Genomic DNA, 19,511 nt, shown 5'->3' on the forward strand with positions numbered 1-19,511 from the left:
AACCGGCTCGGCGACCTTGCGGGTCCGAGTACGGCGCGGCTTGACCTCGGCTTCGGCCTCGGGGGCCTCGGCCACAGCAACCTCGACCGGCTCGGCGACCTTGCGGGCGCGGGTCCGACGCGGCTTGGCCTCGACCTCGGCCTCGACGACCGTGGCCACAGCGGCCTCAACCGTCTCGACAGCCGCCACCGGCTCGGCGGCCTTGCGCGTGCGGGTCCGACGCGGCTTGGTCTCCGGCGCGGGCTCCGGCTTGGCCTCCGGCTCCGGCGCGGGCTCCCGCACCGGCGTCACCACGGTCTCGGCGATCTCCACCGCCGGGGCTCCCACCCGCGTACGGCGGCGACGCCTCGGCGTGCGGGTCGCCACGGTCTCGGCGGTCTCCGACGACTCCGGAGCCACGGCCTCCGCCGACGCGCCCGCCCTGGTGCGGCGGCGCTGGCGCGGCGGCCTCGCCGCACGCGCCGGACGCTCCTCCGCGGGGGCGGGAGCCGAGGGCTTGCGGCCACGGCCGCCCGTCTCGCCCAGATCCTCCAGCTCCTCGGCCGCCAGCCCGGCACGGGTGCGCTCGGCACGCGGCAGCACACCCTTGGTGCCTGCCGGGATGCTGAGCTCCTCGAACAGATGCGGCGAGGTCGAATACGTCTCGACCGGGTCCGGGAACTTCAGGTCCAGCGCCTTGTTGATCAGCTGCCAGCGCGGGATGTCGTCCCAGTCCACCAGCGTGACCGCGGTACCCGACGCCCCCGCACGGCCGGTGCGGCCGATCCGGTGGAGATAGGTCTTCTCGTCCTCGGGCGACTGGTAATTGATGACATGGGTCACGCCCTCGACATCGATGCCGCGCGCGGCGACGTCGGTGCAGACGAGGACGTCCACCTTGCCGTTGCGGAACGCGCGCAGCGCCTGCTCGCGCGCGCCCTGCCCGAGGTCGCCGTGGACCGCCCCGGAGGCGAACCCGCGGCGCGCGAGCTGGTCGGCGATGTCCGCCGCCGTGCGCTTGGTACGGCAGAAGATCATCGCGAGTCCGCGGCCGTCCGCCTGGAGGATCCGCGAGACCATCTCCGGCTTGTCCATCGAGTGCGCGCGGTAGACGCGCTGCGTGATGTTGGCGACGGTCGCGCCCTCGTCGTCCGGCGCGGTCGCGCGGATGTGCGTGGGCTGGGACATATAGCGGCGGGCCAGTCCGATGACCGCGCCCGGCATGGTCGCCGAGAAGAGCATCGTCTGCCGCTTGGGAGGCAGCAGCTGGATGATCTTCTCGACATCCGGGAGGAAGCCCAGGTCGAGCATCTCGTCGGCCTCGTCGAGGACCAGCGCCCGCACCTTGGACAGGTCGAGCTTCTTCTGGCCCGCGAGGTCGAGCAGCCGGCCCGGGGTGCCGACGATCACGTCGACGCCCTTCCTGAGGGCCTCGACCTGCGGTTCGTACGCCCGGCCGCCGTAGATCGCCAGCACGCGCACATTACGCACCTTGCCGGCGGTCAGCAGGTCATTGGTGACCTGGGTGCAGAGCTCACGGGTGGGGACGACCACCAGCGCCTGCGGAGCGTCGGTGAGCTGGTCGGGACGGGCCCGGCCCGCCTCGACGTCCGCCGGCACCGTGACACGCTCCAGCAGCGGCAGACCGAAACCGAGCGTCTTGCCGGTGCCTGTCTTCGCCTGGCCGATCACATCGGTGCCGGAGAGCGCGACGGGGAGCGTCATCTCCTGAATGGGGAACGGGGACAGAATGCCGACGGCTTCGAGTGCCTCGGCGGTCTCATCCAGGATCCCGAGATCCCGGAAAGTGGTTTGCTGCGTAGTCAGGGTGTTGCCTCTTCTGTGAGACGCGGCGCGAGGCGAACGATGGGGGTCGTACCGCACCCGGGTAGCGGGCCGGCCGTGGATGGGCCGGATGGCGCGGGACCACTGCCTTCGCTTCGAGCGCTCTCGCCGCTGAGGGGGCCCCTCATCTGCGGTCGTACTGGTGTGTACGGTCCGCGCGGAGGGCGGTCGGTTCGGAGCCGATCGTGCAACCGACCGGGCATCCTCAAGGGGTCAGAAGGACTGAATCCCTCAGTCAAACACTGCGATCGCCTACCGAGAAACAGAAAAAGCTCCGTAGGCGCATTACCACTGTACCCCGGATTCGCGCATGTGTGTTGGGCGATTTCGTAGGAACCGTGGTGCCGAAGGGGTCCGGGCACGCCCCCGGCACGGCTGACCAGCCCCTTACGACCCGGTGCCGGCGGGCTATTGTGCGCTTCATGGAGACGCCTGACAACGCCGCTGAACCCACCGGACCCACCGGACCCGCTGAAAGCACCGAAAGCACCGAAAGCACGGAGAACGCTGGGCACACCGGGATCGCCGCCCAGGACTGGGCCACCGCCTCCGCCGAGCCCCAGTACCGGGCGGCCGTCGTGGATCTTCTGGGCGCGCTCGCCTATGGAGAGCTCGCCGCCTTCGAGCGGCTCGCCGAGGACGCCAAGCTGGCCCCGACCCTCGGTGACAAGGCCGAGCTGGCGAAGATGGCCTCCGCCGAGTTCCACCACTTCGAGCGGCTGCGCGACCGGCTCTCCGCCATCGACGCCGAGCCGACCGGCGCCATGGAGCCCTTCGCTCAGGCACTGGACGACTTCCACCGCCAGACCGCGCCGTCCGACTGGCTGGAGGGCCTGGTCAAGGCGTATGTCGGCGACTCGATCGCCAGCGATTTCTACCGTGAGGTCGCCGCCCGTCTCGACTCCGACACCCGCGCCCTGGTGCTCGCGGTGCTCGACGACACGGGGCACGGGAACTTCGCCGTCGAGAAGGTGCGCGCCGCCATCGAGGCCGACCCCCGGGTGGGCGGACGGCTCGCCCTGTGGGCGCGGCGGCTGATGGGCGAGGCGCTCTCCCAGGCCCAGCGGGTCGTGGCGGAGCGTGACGCGCTCTCCACCATGCTGGTGGGCGGGGTGGCGGACGGCTTCGACCTGGCGGCGGTCGGCGAGATGTTCACCCGGATCACCAAGGCCCACACCCAGCGCATGGCGGCACTCGGTCTCGCCGCCTGAGAGGGGTCGGTGTGAGCGGCCAGGGTGTGAGCGGGTCCTGAGACGGCCGCCCCACACCCAGCGGCAGGGGCAGCGCGCCGGAGACGGCGGCATGCCCGGCGGCGCGGAGGGCCGCTCAGAAGGGCAGCGCTCTCCGCAGCCGGTGTGCCCGCGGCCTCAGCAGCAGCGACAGCAGTACGGCTCCGATCAGCGCGGCGCCCGCCAGCGTCCCCAGCAGATGGCCGGGACCGAGCGCGGCATGGGTCACCCCCGCGCCGAAGAGCGCCCCGAGCGGTCCGGTGAGAAAGACCACGCGCCGCGCCGGGAGACGCCCGGAGAGACGGCGGTCGGCGGCCCAGGCGAAGGCGAATCCGAGCAGAACCGAGCCGAGCGCTTCCAGCAGCACCGCTGATCACCTCACGGACACGGGCAGGGGCAAGTGGGTCAAGCCCGTACTACCCGCTGACCATGGAGAACAACCCTTCGCCGCGGGTGAACCAGCGCGGGTGAACCAGGCGGAGGAGAAGCCTCCGGAGAACGGCCCAGGGCCCGTACGGAACATCTCCCGTACGGGCCCTGGGCCGTATCCGCTGCTACAGGGCTCCGAAGCCCACCCGGCGGACCGCGGGCTCACCGATCTCGACGTACGCGATCCGGTCCGACGGGACCAGAACCTTGCGGCCCTTGTCGTCCGAGAGGCTGAGCAGCTGCGTCTTGCCGGCCAGCGCATCGCCCACCGCGCGCTCGACCTCCTCGGCGGACTCCCCGCTCTCCAGAACGATCTCCCGCGGCGAATGCTGCACGCCGATCTTGACCTCCACGGCTATGTCCCTCCGAACGGTCAGTGCGTTGCGCGGTCAGCCGCGCCGTACCCAGCACACATTAGCCGGGCCGGAGCAGTGGACAGCAGCCCCGGGGCACGCCAGGAGCGAACACGCTCCCGTGTGTCAGTGCTGTTCGATGGGGAGATCGGCGCCGTGCAGCGGGAAGCCGGCGATGCCCCGCCAGGCCAGCGAGGTGAGCAGCTGCACCGCCGTGTCCCGGGGGATGCGCGACCCGCTGGCGAGCCAGTACCTGGCCACCACCTGCGAGACCCCGCCCAGACCCACGGCCAGCAGCATGGACTCCTCTTTGGAGAGCCCGGTGTCCCCGGCGATCACATCGGAGATGGCCTCCGCGCACTGGAGCGACACCCGCTCGACCCGCTCGCGCACCGCGGGCTCATTGGTCAGATCCGACTCGAAGACCAGCCGGAACGCTCCGCCCTCGTCCTCGATATAGGCGAAGTAGGCGTCCATGGTCGCCGCCACCCGCAGCTTGTTGTCGGTGGTCGACGCGAGGGCGGTCCGCACCCCTTGCAGCAGCGCCTCGCAGTGCTGGTCGAGCAGGGCGAGATACAGCTCCAGCTTGCCCGGGAAGTGCTGATAGAGCACGGGCTTGCTGACGCCGGCCCGCTCGGCGATGTCGTCCATCGCGGCCGAGTGGTAACCCTGGGCCACGAAGACCTCCTGGGCGGCGCCCAGAAGCTGGTTCCTACGGGCTCGGCGTGGCAGGCGCGTGCCCCGCGGGCGCGCCGCCTGTGTCTGCTCGATGGCTGTCACGCCGCCTCCCAAATTTCGTTCCGTGCGCGCTGTGCGCCGCGCCGCCATCGTACTTTTGGGTAACCCGGACGTGCGCGTCGCGGACGCAGAATTTCACGGACCGGACAGTCGCGGTAGCTCCCTATTCGGGGGCAAAGAGGTCACGTCACCGTCACGTCACCACACCACGTCACCACGTCACCACGTCACCGGTAGTCGTCCTCGTCGAGACCGACGACCCGCGCCTGTTCCATGGCGTCCGCCTCGTCGGCGGTGTCCGCGTCGATATGGGTCAGGGGTTCGTCGTGCTGTGGGTTCACCTCCGTGTGCTGTTCCGCGGCGTCGGCCTCGGGGACCTCGGCTTCCAGCGCCGGCTCCCCGCGCTTCGCCGCTTCAGCGTTCGGGCCGTTCTCGTCGAAGGTTTCCGGGTCGGTGGGATCGACAGCCATACGGCACCGCTTTCCCTGAAGCGTGAAGGGCATCCCTGTGCGAAGGCCGCTTCCCGATGGAGCTCCCGGAGTCGGGCGGGCCCCGGGGACCGGTGAATCCTGTGAGCCGTCTCTGAATACGGCCTCACCTTCGAGCGTAGAAGCTGATGAGGCCCCGCGCTATGCGATGTGTGACGCCGAACACACGATTCGCGGTGTGATCGTCTCGTAACATTGCCGCATGTCTTCGACCGAGCTGCCCGGCATCCGTGCCGCCACCGCCGCGACGGCCCCGAGGGTCTCCGCCGTGCGGGTCGCCGAAGGAGAGGACCTGCGCTCCGTCGCACTGCCCGGACTCACGCTCACCGTGCGCTCGCGTCCGGCGTCGCGCGCCGGACTGCCGCCCGCGCTGTACGTTCACGGGCTCGGCGGATCCTCGCAGAACTGGTCGGCGCTGATGCCGCTGCTCGCGGACGCGGTGGACGGCGAAGCGGTCGATCTGCCCGGTTTCGGGGACTCGCCGCCGCCGGACGACGGCAATTACTCGATCACCGGACACGCTCGGGCGGTCATCCGCTATCTCGACGCGGCCGGCCGCGGCCCCGTACACCTCTTCGGGAACTCCCTGGGCGGCTCGGTCGCCACCCGGGTCGCCGCCGTCCGCCCCGATCTGGTGCGTACGCTCACCCTGGTCTCGCCCGCGCTGCCCGAGATCCGGGTCCAGCGCACCGCGGTCCCCACCGGACTGCTCGCCCTGCCCGGTGTGGCCCGGCTCTTCAGCCGGGTGTCCCGGGACTGGACGGCCGAGCAGCGCACCCGGGGGGTGATGGCGCTCTGTTACGGAGATGCCTCGCGGGTGTCCGACGAAGCGGTGCGCCATGCGGTCGAGGAGATGGAGCGGCGGACCCAACTCCCTTATTTCTGGGACGCGATGGCCCGCTCGGCGCGCGGTATCGTCGACGCGTACACCCTGGGCGGCCAGCACGGACTGTGGCGGCAGGCGGAGCGGGTGCTCGCGCCGACGCTGCTGGTGTACGGCGGACGGGACCGGCTCGTCTCGTACCGCATGGCGAACAGGGCCGCGGCGGCCTTCCGCGGCTCACGGCTGCTGACCCTGCCGGAGGCGGGGCATGTGGCGATGATGGAGTACCCGGAGGCGGTCGCGCGGGCCGTCCGGGAGCTGCTCGACGACACCGGTAGGAGCTGATCGGGGCCCGTGGGACGACACAGCCGTAAAGGCCCCGCGCCCAAGGGCGCGGATGCGGACCCGGCGGCCGGCACACCGGACGAGCGCCGCGCCGCCGACACCGGGCAGCACCGCGTCCCGGGGGGCGTGAGCCGTGAGCAGCGCCTCGGGCAGGCGGCGCCCGGAGGGCACGGCGGCGGCGCGTACGGAAGCACCGCGCACGGCACGCACCAGGAAAGCGCGCAGGGTCGGACCGCGTACGACGGCGGCTCCTACGACGGGAACGCGCGGGAGCAGGCCGTGTACGACGGCAGCGCGTACGGCGGAACCGTGCAGGGGCGGGCCGCGTACGACGGCGGCTCCTGCGGCGGTGACGGCGAGTGGAGCGGATACCCCGCGCCGGCTCCGGCCGCCGGGCATCCCGTCCCGGCTCATGTACCCGGCGGCGAGCATCTCGCCACCGGAAGCGGACAGGCGCACACCCGCGGCGGCCACCCCGAGCAGCATGAGGCGGGCGGCGGCTGGGGCGATCCGGCCGCCCCGCAGGCGGCCGGCGCGGGTCAGCGGCGCGGCGCCGCGCCCCGGATACCGGGTCCGCGCGCCGAGTTCGTCGACGCGTTCGACGAACCGCGCGCGGCGGCCCCCGCGGACCCCCGCGCGCCCGGCGCCGCACCGGCCGATGATCCGTCCGGCACCGGCACGGGCACCGGCACCGGCACGGGCGACGGACGGGACGGCGCCCCGGGTGGCGGTCTCCCGGGCGGCGTTCTCCCCGGCCAGCGGGCCAGGGGCGGCTGGGGGCGTACCGCCACCGGGATCGCGGCAGCCGCCGTGACCACCGTGCTCGCCGTGGTCGTGGCCGGACAGGTCGCCGAGGACGGCGGCGCCAAGCCCGGTGCGAGCACCACCGGCCAGGACCGCCCGGACGACGACGAGTCCGCTTCCCGCTCGGACACCAGAAGCGCCCCGAAGCCCGCCGGGCAGAAGGCGCAGCAGCCGCCGACCTACGCGGAGCTGATGGCGGCCCGGTTCCCCATCGACCCCAAGATGGCCGCGGACGGCACCTTCGAGGCGGTCCCCGGCCTCGACCGGGCACCGGGGACCGGCGAAAAGATTCGCTACCGCGTCGATGTCGAGAAAGGGCTGGGACTGGACGGTGTGCTCTTCGCGCAGGCCGTGCAGCGCACCCTGAACGACGACCGCAGCTGGGCCCATGACGGGGCCATGACCTTCGAGCGCATCTCATCCGGCAAGCCGGAATTCGTCGTGACGCTCGCCAGTCCCGAAACGACGCATGACTGGTGTGATCGATCCACCCTGGACACCTCCGTCGAAAATGTCAGCTGTGACGCCGCCCTCAGCGAGCGGGTGATGATCAACGGCTTCCGCTGGGCGCAGGGCTCGGAGACCTACGGCCCCGAGAAGATGCACGCCTACCGGCAGATGCTCATCAACCACGAGGTGGGCCACCGCCTCGGTCACACGCATGTGAAGTGTGCGAAGGAGGGCGCCCTCGCCCCGGTGATGCAGCAGCAGACGAAATCCCTGAACATCGGCGGGATCGAATGCCGCCCCAACTCCTGGGCGTACCCCGGGAATTGAGCTGTTCCGCCGTCCCGTCCGGACGGTGTCCGACGCACCCGGCGCTGTCCGATAGGTGAGACGGCTGTCTCACATTCGGCCCCCGGGGCTTTGACATCACCGGCGCGGTCATACATATTGCTCGACATGCCGCACCGTCACGCCACCGTCGAACGCGCCGCCATAGAGCTGGCGCTCATCGGCGTGACCGGGCACAGCGTGTCCGACGTCCACTGTCGCTGACGCCTGCCCGAGCGCGCGCCCGGCCCCTTACCGGACCGGGAACCTTCAGACGGTGTTCACGGTATTCCCCGTAGCTCTCCTCTGATGGCCGCGCCAGGGCGTTCTGTACGTCCGCGGGCGCGGCACCCCTTTTTCTCTCCCCGTATGCGCTCGGCGCTCCCCTGCGCCGAGGAGCCGATGAGCCGCATGCGCTCTCACCGTCGCCCGTATGGACATTTCCTTCTTTCTCCGTACGACGAGAGGTGTGTCTCTGATGCGTCAACTGTCTCCCCTGTCCCCCCTGTCCCGCCGGGTGGCAGCGGCAGCCGTCAGCCTCGCCGTGGTCTCGTCCGCCGCCGCCTGCGCCGGGCCGAAGGACGGCGGCGCCGAGGGCGGCGCGGGCGGGGACGAGCCGCGCCGGGGCGGCACGCTCACCGTGCTGAACGCCGAGCCGCAGACCGACTTCGACCCGGCACGCCTCTACACCTCCGGCGGCGGCAACGTCCCCTCGCTGGTCTTCCGCACCCTGACCACCCGAAACCGCGAGGACGGCGCCGCCGGAACCGAGGTCGTCCCCGACCTCGCCACCGACACCGGCCGCCCCAACAAGGACGCCACCGTCTGGACGTACACCCTCAAAGAGGGACTGAAGTACGAGGACGGCACCCCGATCACCTCCGCCGACGTCAAGTACGGCATCGAGCGCTCCTTCGCCGCCGAGCTCTCCGGCGGCGCGCCCTATCTGCGGGACTGGCTCATCGGCGGCGACACCTACCAGGGCCCGTTCAAGGCGGGGGCCGACGGCGAGAAGGGCAAGGGGCTGGCGTCGATCGTCGTCCCCGACGACCGGACGATCGTCTTCAAGCTGCGTAAGCCGGAAGGCGAGTTCCCCTATCTCGCCACCCAGACCCAGTTCACCCCGGTGCCCAAGGACAGGGACACCGGAACCCGGTACGAGGAACGGCCGCTGTCCTCCGGCCCGTACCGCGTGGTCGAGAACGAGAACGACGGCGAGCGCCTGGTGCTGAAGCGCAATCCGCACTGGGACGAGAAGACCGACCCGGAGCGCAAGGCTTACCCCGACACCATCGACGTCCGCTCCGGCCTGGACCCCGCCGTCATCAACCAGCGGCTCTCCACCGGATCCGGAGCGGACGCCTCCGCCGTCACCACCGACACCAACCTCGGACCCGCCGAGCTCGCCCGGATCGGCGATGACAAGGAGCTCGCGGGCCGGGTCGGCACCGGGCGCTTCGGCTATGTCAACTACCTCGCCTTCAACCCGAAGGTGAAGCCCTTCGACGACATCGCGGTGCGCAAGGCGATCTCGTACGCCGTCAATCGCACCAGCGTGATCAACGCGGCGGGCGGCTCGGCGCTCGCCGAGCCCGCGACCACCTTCCTGCCCGAGCAGAAGGCGTTCGGCCACACCGCGTACGACCACTTCCCGGCCGGGAAGACCGGTGACCCGGACAAGGCCCGGCAGCTGCTGAAGAAGGCCGGGCACCAGAACCTCACCATCACCCTGACCCATTCCACCGAGCAGAACCGGCAGACCAGCCCCGAAGTCGCCACCGCCGTCCAGGAAGCGCTGAAGAAGGCCGGGATCACCGTCGAACTCCAGGGCCTGGAGAGCAATGCGTTCAACGAAAGGCGCTGGAGCGCGAAGAAGGCCCCCGGCTTCTTCCTCTCCCGCTGGGGCGCGGACTGGCCCTCCGGAGCCCCCTTCCTCGCGCCGATCTTCGACGGCCGGCAGATCGTCGAGGACGGCTCCAACTACAACCACGCGCAGCTCGACGACCCCGCCGTCAACAACGAGATAGACGAGATCAACAAGCTGACCGACCTGGACGCCGCCGCCGAGCGCTGGGGCGCGCTCGACAGGAGGATCGGCGAGCGGGCCCTGGACGTTCCGCTGTTCCACCCCGTCTACAAGCGGCTCTACGGCAAGAACGTCAAGAACGTCGTGATCAGCGACTGGACCGGCGTACTCGACATCTCGCAGGTCTCGGTCAAGTGAGCGGTCTCGGTCGAGTGAGCGGTCCCGGTCGGGTGAGCGGTCTCGGCCGGGTGAGCGGCACGCTCACCCGGCCGGCCGCGGGCGCGGCGCAGACCCCGCCCGCGGCCGGGCCACCGGTTCCTTCCTCCCCCGCCGGAGTCCTGCGCCGACTCCGGTCCCGGCCGTCGGCCGTGCTCTCGGCAGGCGTGCTCGCCGTACTGGTGCTGCTCGCCCTGGCCGCGCCCCTGCTGACGGCCCTCGCAGGTCAGGACCCCTACGCCTACCACGACGAGCTCGTGGACTCCGCGCGCGGCGGAGTGCCGATCGGCTCCTTCGGCGGGGTGAGCGCCGACCACTGGCTGGGCGTCGAGCCCGGCACCGGACGGGATCTGTTCGCCCGGCTGCTGTACGGCGCGCGGATCTCCCTGCTCGTCGCGGTCGGCGCGACCCTGGTGCAGCTCGCGATAGGCGTCGCCGTGGGCCTCGCGGCCGGACTCGGCAACCGCTTCACCGACCATCTCCTCAGCCGGGTCACCGATGTGATGACAGCGCTGCCGATGCTGGTCCTCGGCATCGCGCTCACCGCCGTCGTACCCGCCGACTTCCCGCGCCCGCTGCTGCTGATCCTGGTCATCGGCGTACTGGGCTGGGGCGGCGCCTCCCGGATCGTCCGGGCCCAGACCCTGACCCTGAAGCGGCTGGACTTCGTCGCCGCGGCGCGGCTCGGCGGGAACGGCCCCTGGCGGGTGGCCCGGCGCGAGCTGCTGCCGTCGCTGGCCGCGCCCGTGATCACCTACGCGGCGATCCTGCTGCCCGCCAACATCGTCGTCGAGGCGTCGCTCTCGTTCCTCGGCGTCGGGGTGAAGCCGCCGACGCCGTCCTGGGGCCAGATGCTGTCGAACGCGCAGACCTGGTTCCGGGCCGACCCGCTGTATGTGCTGCTCCCCGCGGGGCTGCTCCTGGTGACGGTCCTGGCGTTCACCGTCCTCGGCGACGCCGTGCGCACCGCGCTGGACCCCCGGGAGGCGAGCCGGCTCCGGGTCGGCACCCGGAAGGAAGACTCATGATCCGCTTTACGCTCCAACGGCTCGGCGGCGCGGTGCTCGTGCTGCTGGCCCTGTCCGTGCTGGTCTTCGGGCTGATCTGGCTCGCCCCCGGCGACCCGGCGAAACTGGCGTGCGGCGACCGCTGCTCCCCGGCGCAGATCGCCCAGGTGCGCGAGCGGCTGGGCCTCAACGACGCGGTGCTCACCCGGTACGCCGACTTCGTCCGGGGCATCGTCGCCGGCCGCGACTACAGCACCGGTACGGGGGTGCTTCGCTGCGACGCCCCCTGCCTCGGGCTCTCGTACCGCAGCGACCGGCAGGTCACCGAGGTGATCCTGGAGCGGCTGCCCGCCACCGCCTCGCTCGCGCTGGGCGCGATGGTGATCTGGCTGGCCGTGGGCGTGGGCGCCGGGCTGCTCTCCGCACTGCGGCGCGGCGGGGTCACCGAGCGGGCGGTGACCGTGCTGACCCTGGCCGCGACCGGGGTGCCGGTGTTCATCCTCGGGCTCCTGCTGCTCATGATCGTGTGCGCGTATCTGCGGTGGCTGCCGTTCCCGTCCTATGTGCCGCTGAGCCAGGACCCCGAGCAGTGGGCGTGGAACATGCTGCTGCCCTGGCTGACCCTCGGCCTCTTCGAGTCGGCCAAATACGCCCGGCTGACCCGTGCTTCCACCCTGGAGACGCTGGCCGAGGACCACATCCGCACCTTCCGGGCCTATGGCGTCGGCGAGCGGGCGATCGTGGGGCGGCATGCCCTGCGGGGAGCCGTGCCGCCCGTGATCGCGCTCAGCGCGCTCGACGTCGGCACGATGTTCGGCGGGGCGGTGCTCACGGAGTCCCTCTTCGGCATCCCCGGGCTCGGCAAGACGCTGATCGACGGGGTGCGGGTGATCGATCTGCCGGTGGTGACGGGCGTGGTGCTGGTGATGGGCGCCGCTGTGGTGCTGGCGAACGTGGTCGCGGATCTGCTGTACGCCGCCGCCGACCGAAGGGTGGTTCTGTCATGACGGCCGATCTGGTGGAAGTCGACGGGCTGGCGGTGGAGTTCCCCGGCGCGGGCGGTGTGCGCGCGGTGGACGGGCTGTCCTTCACCCTCGCCCCGGGCGGGGCGCTCGCCCTGGTCGGCGAGTCGGGCAGCGGGAAGAGCACGGTCGCGGGCGCGCTGCTGGGGCTGCACCGGGGGACCGGCGCGCTGACCTCGGGGACGGTGCGCGTCGGCGGTACGGATGTGGGCTCGGCGAGCGCCCGGGAGCTGCGGGCGCTGCGCGGCGCGGTGGCGGCGATGGTCTTCCAGGACCCGCTGTCGTCGCTGGATCCGTACTACGCGATCGGCGACCAGATCGCCGAGGTGTACCGGGTGCACACCCGGGCCTCGCGCCGGGCGGCCGGGGCGCGGGCCGTCGAGGTCCTGGACCGGGTCGGCATCCCGGGCGCGGCGCGGCGGGCCCGCTCCCGTCCGCATGAGTTCAGCGGGGGGATGCGGCAGCGGGCCCTGATCGCGATGGCGCTGGCGTGCGAGCCACGGCTGCTGATCGCGGACGAGCCGACGACCGCGCTGGATGTGACCGTGCAGGCGCAGATCCTGGATCTGCTGCACGAGCTGCGCGAGGAGGCGGGGATGGGGCTGCTGCTGGTCACCCACGATGTGGGGGTGGCGGCGGAGAGCGTGGACGAGGTGCTGGTGATGAAGGAGGGGAGACAGGTCGAACGGGGGCCGGTGGGGGAGGTGCTGAGGTCTCCGGCCCATCCGTATACGAAGGCGCTGCTGGCGGCGGTTCCCCGGGTGGAGGCGGGTTCCGGGGTTCCTCGGGGTTCCGGTTCCGGCGGTTCTGGGGCCGTACCGGCCCCGGCCCCGGCCCCGTCTCCGCCCCCGGCTCCGTCTTCTGGGGCGGTCCAGGGCGGTGCGCTGCTCGAAGTCTCCGGACTGCGGCGCGAGTTCGGCCGGGGCCGGGACCGGGTCGTCGCCGTCGACGGCGTCGACCTCGCCGTCCGCCCCGGGGACACCCTCGGCATCGTCGGCGAGAGCGGCAGCGGCAAGACCACCCTCGGCCGTCTTCTCGTACGCCTTCTCGACCCGACCTCGGGCCGTGTCCACTACGACGGCAGGGAGATCGGCGGCCTCTCCGAACGGGCCCTGCGCCCGTACCGGCGCGAACTCCAGATGGTGTTCCAGGACCCCGTCGCCTCCCTCAACCCCCGGCGCTCCATCGGCGAGTCGATCGCCGACCCGCTGCGCGCCGCCGGGACACTCGACGAGGCGGGCGTCCGGCGGCGGGTGCGGGAGGCGCTGGAACGGGTCGGCCTCGATCCCGACCGGTACGACGGCCACCCCCATGAGTTCAGCGGCGGCCAGCGCCAGCGCGTCGGCATCGCCCGCGCCCTGGTCGCCGAACCGAGAGTGATCGTCTGCGACGAGCCCGTCTCCGCGCTCGATGTGACCACCCAGGCCCAGATCGTGGAGCTGCTGCGCGGAGTGCAGCGCGATCTCGGACTCGCGCTCGTCTTCATCGCCCACGATCTCGCCGTCGTACGGCAGATCAGCGACCGCGTCGCCGTCATGCGGCAGGGCCGGATCGTGGAACAAGGGCCGGTCGACCAGGTGTACGGAGCACCGCGTGACCCGTATACGCGGCGACTGCTGGCCGCCGTCCCCACGCTCGATCCCGACCTCGCCCGCGCCCGGCGCACGGCGCGTAAAGAGCCGGTCCCGCTCTGACCCTCCGTGAGGGAAAGCTCCCCTAGCGCGACAGAACGCTGTTCGGGGGCGAAAGTTACGTGCATTCACCCCTTCCGGTGGCGCGACGGACAACCGTCCATCGCGCCACCGTTGCACCGGCTTACGGTCTTTGCGCTGTGAGTCGCCGTGTCAGCGGTGGCCGTCCACGGAGGAGATCGGGGGTGCACTCGGTGCGGATCGGGCTACTCACGGACAGTGGTTGTCCATATGCGATGAGTAGGACCACGCGGTGGTGCGACCGGCGCGTGCGCGGGCTTACGCGGCACGAGTTCGAAACCGTCTGCCGCGCCCCCGGCGCACGCCCTGGGGCGCATGGCCCGGCCGTCTCCGGCCCTCCCGGACTCTCAGCGGAACCGGAGAAGGCGCTCCGCCTCCGGTTCATGCCCTTGCTCTCCGTGCTCCGGCGTGGGGGCGACCCTTTCCGTCTCCGCCTCCGTGTGCCGTGCCCGGCTCCGAGCCCTGCCCCGCGCCCTGCCGTGTCCGGCGGGACGGAACCGCTGCCCGGCCCGCTGGCCAAACGCTTCTTCCGGGTTCCGCCGCCGGTCACCGGAGACATGGGAGGCGACGCCCCGGCTCCGGCCCGGGCCTCGGCCCACACCGGCTAGCCCCCGCACGACCCACCCCGGAGTGGACGTACTCCGGCAACAGCAGCCGCACTGCCCCCTCAAGCCCCCTGGGCCGCTGAGTTCCCTGAGAACCCCTGAGGAGAAGACGACATGACCCGCCAATCCCCCCTCCTGGCCCGTCGGTACAGAGGGGGCGCGCGATGAGGGTGCTGCTGCTCGGAGCCAATGGTTTCCTCGGCCGGTTCGTCGCCGACCGGCTGCTCGCCGACCCCGCCGTCCATCTCACCGCCCTCGGCCGCGGCGATGACGCCGACGTCCGCTTCGACCTCGCCGGAGGCAGCCCGGGAGCGCTCACCCGCTTTCTGAGCGCCGTCCACCCCGGCGTCGTCATCAACTGCGCCGGAGCCACCCGGGGCGGCGCCCGCGATCTCACCCGGCACAACACCGTCGCCGTGGCCACCGTCTGCGAGGCGCTGCGCCGCAGCGGCTGCGGCGCCCGGCTCGTGCAGCTCGGCTGCGCCTCCGAGTACGGGCCGTCCCAGCAGGGCTCCTCCACCGCGGAAGACGCGATTCCGAGGCCCGGCGGCCCCTACGGCGTCAGCAAGCTCGCCGCCACCGAGCTGGTGCTCGGCTCCGGTCTGGACGCCGTCGTGCTGCGGGTCTTCTCGCCGGTCGGACCCGGCACCCCCGCCGGATCCCCGCTCGGCCGGCTCGCTGAGGCGATGCGCCGCGCCATGCAGTCCGGCGACGGCGAGCTGAAGCTGAGCGGGCTGGGCGTGCAGCGTGACTTCGTCGATGTCCGCGATGTCGCACGGGCGGTGCACGCGGCGTCGCTCTCCGCCGCACAGGGCGTCGTCAACATCGGCACCGGCCGCGCCGTACGGCTCCGGGACGCCGCCGCCGTACTGGCGAGGGTCGCCGGTTACGCGGGAGCGCTCCATGAACTGGACACCCCGCCCGGCAGATCCGGCGGCCCCGGAATCGGAGCACCACGTTCCGAATCGGTGCTGGAACATCTGGCCGCGACCCCGGTCCCCTACCCCGACGGCTGCGGCAACTGGCAGCAGGCCGATGTCCGCACCGCGCGCGACCGGCTCGGCTGGCGGCCCCGGATCAACCTGGAGGAGTCCCTCGCCGATATCTGGATGGAGGCGGCGTGTCGCATCTGACCACCGCCGGCGCCCCGCGCTCCGCCCCCGAGGGCGTCTCCCCGGGCGGGGGCGGGGGCGGGGGCTGGGGAAGGCTCGGCCTCGGCGTCCCCGGCTATGCGCATCCGCTGCTCGCGCCCGCCGAATGGGCGGGGCTGACCCGGCCGGGCGCCCCGCTCCACTGGGTGGTGCTCAATGTCGCAGGCGGCCCCGGCGACCGCCCCGACCCGCACTGTCTCGCGGCGGCCGGACGGCTGAACAACGCGGGTGTACGGGTGCTCGGCCATCTCGACCTCGCCCATGGCGAGCGTCCCTTCGGCGAGGTGATCACGGACGCCCAGCGCTATCTGGAGTGGTACCGCGTCGGCGGGTTTCTGCTGGACCGGGCCCCGGTCGAGCGCGCCGCCCTGGCGGCGGTACGGCGTACGACGGCGACCCTGGAAGCGGTGCTCGAAGGCGGGTTCCTGGTCCTCGGGCACGGTTCGCACCCCTACCCCGGCTATGCGGAGGCCGCCGATCAGCTGGTGACCTTCTCCGGGCCCTGGACGGAGTACCGCTGGTCACAGGCGGCTCCGTGGACGGCGGACCATCCGCCGGAGCGATTCGCGCACTTCGTCCACGGGGTGCCGCGCACCCGCCTGGAACGAGCCATCCGCATCGCCCGCTGGCAGGGCGCCGGCACGGTCTTCTTCACGGACCGCACCGACCGGACGGACCGGCTCGGCGGAGGGACGGGCCGGATCGGCGGACGGGCCGACCGCGTCGGCGGGCCCGGCCGCCCCCTCGGCGGGCCGGACCGTCCGGAGAGTCAGAAGGTACGGATCGGTCCTTATGAGACGCTGCCCGGCTACTGGGACGAAATCGTCTCGCGGATCGGACCGGGTGTCTCGGAATGAGGAGACGCGTGGCAGTGTTACCAGGGAACAACCGTACTGACTTATCGACGCAACGGAGTCCCCGTGTCGCTGCCACCCCTGGTCGAGCCAGCTGATGAGCTCACCGTTGACGAGGTTCGCAGGTACTCCCGCCACCTGATCATCCCGGATGTCGGGATGGACGGGCAGAAGCGGCTGAAGAACGCCAAGGTGCTCTGTGTGGGCGCCGGAGGGCTGGGGTCGCCGGCCCTGATGTATCTCGCCGCGGCCGGTGTCGGCACCCTCGGCATCGTGGAGTTCGACGAGGTGGACGAGTCCAACCTCCAGCGCCAGATCATCCACAGTCAGTCCGACATCGGCCGCTCCAAGGCCGAGTCCGCCAAGGACTCGGTCCTCGGCATCAACCCGTATGTCAATGTCGTCCTGCACGAAGAGCGGCTCGAAGCCGAGAACGTGATGGACATCTTCGGTCAGTACGACCTGATCGTCGACGGGACGGACAACTTCGCCACCCGGTACCTGGTCAATGACGCGTGCGTGCTGCTGAACAAGCCGTACGTCTGGGGCTCCATCTACCGCTTCGACGGTCAGGCCTCCGTCTTCTGGTCCGAGCACGGCCCCTGCTACCGCTGCCTCTACCCGGAGCCCCCGCCGCCGGGCATGGTCCCGAGCTGCGCCGAAGGCGGCGTCCTCGGTGTGCTCTGCGCCTCCATCGGCTCCATCCAGGTCACCGAGGCGATCAAGGTGCTGGCCGGTGTCGGCGAGCCGCTGGTCGGCCGGCTGATGATCTACGACGCCCTGGAGATGCAGTACCGCCAGGTCAAGGTGCGCAAGGACCCGAACTGCGCGATCTGCGGCGAGAACCCCACCGTCACCGAGCTGATCGACTACGAGGCGTTCTGCGGCGTCGTGTCGGAGGAGGCCCAGGAGGCGGCGGCCGGTTCCACGATCACTCCCAAGCAGCTCAAGGAGTGGATCGACGACGGCGAGAACATCGAGATCATCGATGTCCGCGAGGTCAACGAGTACGAGATCGTCTCGATCCCGGGCGCGAAGCTGATCCCCAAGAACGAGTTCCTGATGGGCACGGCTCTGGAGAGCCTGCCGCAGGACAAGAAGATCGTCTTGCACTGCAAGACGGGTGTCCGCAGTGCGGAAGTCCTCGCGGTGCTGAAGTCGGCCGGATTCGCCGACGCGGTGCACGTCGGCGGCGGAGTGATCGGCTGGGTCCACCAGATCGAGCCGGACAAGCCGGTCTACTGACCCGCTGATCCCCTCTGCCGGGCCCCGGAACGCGATCGTGTTCCGGGGCCTCCGCCTTTCCCGCCCGCGTGGGGGCGCGGTGAGCCGCCGGAGTGGGTGCCGACGCCGGCCTCGGTGCGGTGACGGAGTGGGTGCCGACGCTGAGCCCGGTGCTGAGCTCGGTGCGGTGCCAGGGCACGGCAGGCAGACGGGACTTGGCAGCGGGACTTTGCAGACACGGCCTGGCTAGGAGCAGGTCTTGCCGCTCGGCGGGACCTCGCCCTTCAGCAGATAGTCGTCGATCGTCTCCGTCACACACTCCGCGGAGCCGTACGCCCCATGGGTGTCGCCTTTGTTGGTGAGCAGCACTCCGACGCCGTCGCCCAGCTCATCGGCCATCTTCCGCGCACCTTCGTACGGGGTGGCCGAGTCGCCGGTGGTGCCCACGACCAGGATCGGGGCCGCGCCCTTCGCGGAGACCTCCGGGTCGTCCCATGCCCCGGGCACCGGCCAGTCGGCGCACCAGCCCGCCAGGTCCCAGGCCAGATAGGGGCCGAAGACGGGGGAGACCTCGGTGAAGTCCGCCAGATAGCGGGACTTGACCTCGGCCGCGGTCGGCCTGCCCTTGCTGTCGGCGCAGGATATGGCGCGCTGTGAGTGATCCTGGGTGGCGTACTCGCCTTGGTCGTCGCGGTTGTTGTAGGAATCGGCGAGCGCCAGCAACTGGGTGCCTTCGCCGCTCTCCGCCTCCTTCAGCGCATCGGTGAGATACGGCCACTGCTCCTCGGAGTACAGCGCCTGGATGATTCCGGTGAGGGCGAGGGTCTCGGTGAGTTCGCGGTCCGAGTCGGTGGGCAGCGGCTCGCCGTCCGTCTTCTTCAGCAGCCGCACCACCCGGTCGGTGCCGTCCTCGGCGCCGATGTCCCGGCTCTTGAAGTAGTTCTCCAGGGCCCGCTGGAACCCCAGGGCCTGGTTGCGCGCTCCTCCGGCGAAGTCGGCGGTGGGATCGACGACGGCGTCGAGGACCAGGCGGCCGACCTTGGCGGGGAAGAGATGGGCGTAGACCGCGCCCAGCTCCGTGCCGTAGGAGAAGCCCAGATAGTGCAGCTTGTCGTCGCCGAGGACCTGGCGTATCAGATCCATGTCGCGCGCCGTGTTGGCGGTGCCGACATGGGGGAGCACGGTGCCCGACCGTTCGGCGCAGCCCGCGCCGAACGCGGCGGAGGTCTTGAGGAACGCCTTCTCCTCGGCCGCGGTGTCGGGGCTGTGGTCCATCTGGTGGGCGGCTTCGGTCTGTTCGCTGTCGCGGCAGACCACGGCGGAGCTCTCTGCGACCCCGCGCGGGTCGAAGCTGACCAGGTCATAGCGGCTGTGCAGGGTCTTGAACTGATCGCCGCCGCCGGGCAGCGCCGCGACTCCGGAGCCGCCGGGTCCGCCGAAGTTGAACAGCAGGGAGCCGATGCGCCCGGCGGAGTCCTGAGCCCGGGCGCGGACCAGGGCTATGCCGATGGTCTCGCCGGAGGGCTCGCGGTAGTCGAGCGGGGCTTTGAGGGTGGCGCACTGCCACTGCTTCCCGGGCCGCTCGGCATAGCTGCCGTATGCCTTGACCGGGGCCGCGCACCGCTTCCAGGCGAGCTTCTGCCCGGTGAGCGCGGCGGGCAGCGCTTCCCCGGCCGCGCCCTCGTCCGCTTCACCGTCCGTTTCACCGCCCGTTTCACCGGCGGGGGAGGAGGCGGGCGCCGAGCCGTTCTTCCCCTGCGAGCCCGGAGCGTCGTCCCCGTCGGAGTCCGCGCCACAGCCCACGGCCGCCCCGGCGAGCAGCACCAGCGCAGCGGCCAGAGCCCCCGCCCGTACCCTCATGGTCATCGCGTCCCCCCACAGTTCCGA

Annotated in this window: 17 protein-coding genes; 11 read left to right on the forward strand and 6 right to left on the reverse strand. The window is 71.5% G+C overall.

Annotated elements, in window-relative coordinates; all coding sequences use genetic code 11:
* Window positions 1–1,704 (reverse strand): DEAD/DEAH box helicase (locus FF041_RS31335; RefSeq protein WP_153526043.1); only part of this gene is annotated, 1,704 nt, incomplete at its 3' end.
* Window positions 1,705–2,246: 542 nt separating this feature from the next.
* Here FF041_RS31335 and FF041_RS31340 point away from each other — a divergent pair.
* Window positions 2,247–3,035 (forward strand): ferritin-like fold-containing protein, encoded by a 789-nt coding sequence (locus FF041_RS31340; RefSeq protein WP_153525899.1) that lies wholly within the window; start codon window positions 2,247–2,249, stop codon window positions 3,033–3,035.
* A gap of 115 nt (window positions 3,036–3,150) precedes the next feature.
* Here the strand turns inward: FF041_RS31340 and FF041_RS31345 are convergent, their stop codons facing one another.
* From FF041_RS31345 to FF041_RS31360, 4 genes are all read right to left on the reverse strand, one after another.
* A complete protein-coding gene (locus tag FF041_RS31345; protein WP_323393240.1) occupies window positions 3,151–3,420 on the reverse strand; it encodes a hypothetical protein in 270 nt (89 codons plus the stop codon).
* Window positions 3,421–3,607: 187 nt separating this feature from the next.
* Window positions 3,608–3,835: a DUF3107 domain-containing protein gene (locus tag FF041_RS31350; protein ID WP_323371293.1), complete on the reverse strand. Its 228-nt coding sequence runs from the start codon at window positions 3,833–3,835 to the stop codon at window positions 3,608–3,610.
* Window positions 3,836–3,961: 126 nt separating this feature from the next.
* Window positions 3,962–4,615 (reverse strand): TetR/AcrR family transcriptional regulator, encoded by a 654-nt coding sequence (locus FF041_RS31355; protein ID WP_323371294.1) that lies wholly within the window; start codon window positions 4,613–4,615, stop codon window positions 3,962–3,964.
* A 185-nt stretch (window positions 4,616–4,800) separates the two neighbouring features.
* Window positions 4,801–5,043 carry a hypothetical protein gene (locus FF041_RS31360; protein WP_153481998.1) on the reverse strand — a complete coding sequence of 81 codons (243 nt, stop codon included), beginning with the start codon at window positions 5,041–5,043 and terminating at the stop codon, window positions 4,801–4,803.
* 220 nt (window positions 5,044–5,263) lie between these two features.
* On the opposite strand from FF041_RS31360, the gene FF041_RS31365 reads away from it, so the two are divergent.
* From FF041_RS31365 to moeZ, 10 genes are all read left to right on the forward strand, one after another.
* Window positions 5,264–6,229, forward strand: a complete 966-nt coding sequence (locus tag FF041_RS31365; RefSeq protein ID WP_153525900.1) for an alpha/beta fold hydrolase — start codon at window positions 5,264–5,266, stop codon at window positions 6,227–6,229.
* Window positions 6,230–6,238: 9 nt separating this feature from the next.
* Window positions 6,239–7,810, forward strand: coding sequence for a DUF3152 domain-containing protein (locus FF041_RS31370; RefSeq protein WP_323393242.1), 1,572 nt, complete (start codon window positions 6,239–6,241; stop codon window positions 7,808–7,810).
* A gap of 126 nt (window positions 7,811–7,936) precedes the next feature.
* Window positions 7,937–8,032, forward strand: coding sequence for an Ms4533A family Cys-rich leader peptide (locus FF041_RS40455; protein WP_323371296.1), 96 nt, complete (start codon window positions 7,937–7,939; stop codon window positions 8,030–8,032).
* 253 nt (window positions 8,033–8,285) lie between these two features.
* Window positions 8,286–10,031 (forward strand): ABC transporter substrate-binding protein, encoded by a 1,746-nt coding sequence (locus FF041_RS31375; RefSeq protein WP_153525901.1) that lies wholly within the window; start codon window positions 8,286–8,288, stop codon window positions 10,029–10,031.
* Window positions 10,032–10,081: 50 nt separating this feature from the next.
* Window positions 10,082–11,077 carry an ABC transporter permease gene (locus FF041_RS31380; RefSeq protein ID WP_407698214.1) on the forward strand — a complete coding sequence of 332 codons (996 nt, stop codon included), beginning with the start codon at window positions 10,082–10,084 and terminating at the stop codon, window positions 11,075–11,077.
* Window positions 11,074–12,063 (forward strand): ABC transporter permease, encoded by a 990-nt coding sequence (locus FF041_RS31385; RefSeq protein WP_153482003.1) that lies wholly within the window; start codon window positions 11,074–11,076, stop codon window positions 12,061–12,063. The genes FF041_RS31380 and FF041_RS31385 overlap by 4 nt, the downstream gene beginning before the upstream one ends.
* Complete coding sequence (locus tag FF041_RS31390; RefSeq protein WP_153525902.1) at window positions 12,060–13,772, forward strand: dipeptide ABC transporter ATP-binding protein; 1,713 nt, start codon at window positions 12,060–12,062, stop codon at window positions 13,770–13,772. Before FF041_RS31385 ends, FF041_RS31390 begins: the two co-directional genes overlap by 4 nt.
* Before the next feature lie 787 nt (window positions 13,773–14,559).
* Window positions 14,560–15,528 carry an NAD-dependent epimerase/dehydratase family protein gene (locus FF041_RS31395; protein WP_153482005.1) on the forward strand — a complete coding sequence of 323 codons (969 nt, stop codon included), beginning with the start codon at window positions 14,560–14,562 and terminating at the stop codon, window positions 15,526–15,528.
* Window positions 15,516–16,403 (forward strand): spherulation-specific family 4 protein, encoded by an 888-nt coding sequence (locus FF041_RS31400; RefSeq protein WP_323393243.1) that lies wholly within the window; start codon window positions 15,516–15,518, stop codon window positions 16,401–16,403. Before FF041_RS31395 ends, FF041_RS31400 begins: the two co-directional genes overlap by 13 nt.
* A gap of 63 nt (window positions 16,404–16,466) precedes the next feature.
* Complete coding sequence (gene moeZ, locus FF041_RS31405; RefSeq protein ID WP_323393245.1) at window positions 16,467–17,645, forward strand: adenylyltransferase/sulfurtransferase MoeZ; 1,179 nt, start codon at window positions 16,467–16,469, stop codon at window positions 17,643–17,645.
* Between the two features lie 225 nt (window positions 17,646–17,870).
* Here the strand turns inward: moeZ and FF041_RS31410 are convergent, their stop codons facing one another.
* On the reverse strand, window positions 17,871–19,490 hold the full coding sequence (locus FF041_RS31410) for an alpha/beta hydrolase (protein WP_153525904.1): 1,620 nt from the start codon (window positions 19,488–19,490) through the stop codon (window positions 17,871–17,873).
* Between the last annotated feature and the right edge of the window lie 21 nt (window positions 19,491–19,511).

Origin of the sequence: Streptomyces jumonjinensis (assembly GCF_009600885.1) — a bacterium.
Classification (GTDB): domain Bacteria; phylum Actinomycetota; class Actinomycetes; order Streptomycetales; family Streptomycetaceae; genus Streptomyces; species Streptomyces jumonjinensis.

What these genes read in the sequence shown, in the direction of transcription:
- FF041_RS31340 (WP_153525899.1), top strand. Translation starts at nt 2,247, where the DNA reads ATGGAGACGCCTGACAACGCCGCTGAACCCACCGGACCCACCGGACCC.
- FF041_RS31360 (WP_153481998.1), bottom strand. Translation starts at nt 5,043, where the DNA reads ATGGCTGTCGATCCCACCGACCCGGAAACCTTCGACGAGAACGGCCCG.
- FF041_RS31365 (WP_153525900.1), top strand. Translation starts at nt 5,264, where the DNA reads ATGTCTTCGACCGAGCTGCCCGGCATCCGTGCCGCCACCGCCGCGACG.
- FF041_RS40455 (WP_323371296.1), top strand. Translation starts at nt 7,937, where the DNA reads ATGCCGCACCGTCACGCCACCGTCGAACGCGCCGCCATAGAGCTGGCG.
- FF041_RS31375 (WP_153525901.1), top strand. Translation starts at nt 8,286, where the DNA reads ATGCGTCAACTGTCTCCCCTGTCCCCCCTGTCCCGCCGGGTGGCAGCG.
- FF041_RS31385 (WP_153482003.1), top strand. Translation starts at nt 11,074, where the DNA reads ATGATCCGCTTTACGCTCCAACGGCTCGGCGGCGCGGTGCTCGTGCTG.
- FF041_RS31390 (WP_153525902.1), top strand. Translation starts at nt 12,060, where the DNA reads ATGACGGCCGATCTGGTGGAAGTCGACGGGCTGGCGGTGGAGTTCCCC.
- FF041_RS31395 (WP_153482005.1), top strand. Translation starts at nt 14,560, where the DNA reads ATGAGGGTGCTGCTGCTCGGAGCCAATGGTTTCCTCGGCCGGTTCGTC.
- FF041_RS31410 (WP_153525904.1), bottom strand. Translation starts at nt 19,490, where the DNA reads ATGACCATGAGGGTACGGGCGGGGGCTCTGGCCGCTGCGCTGGTGCTG.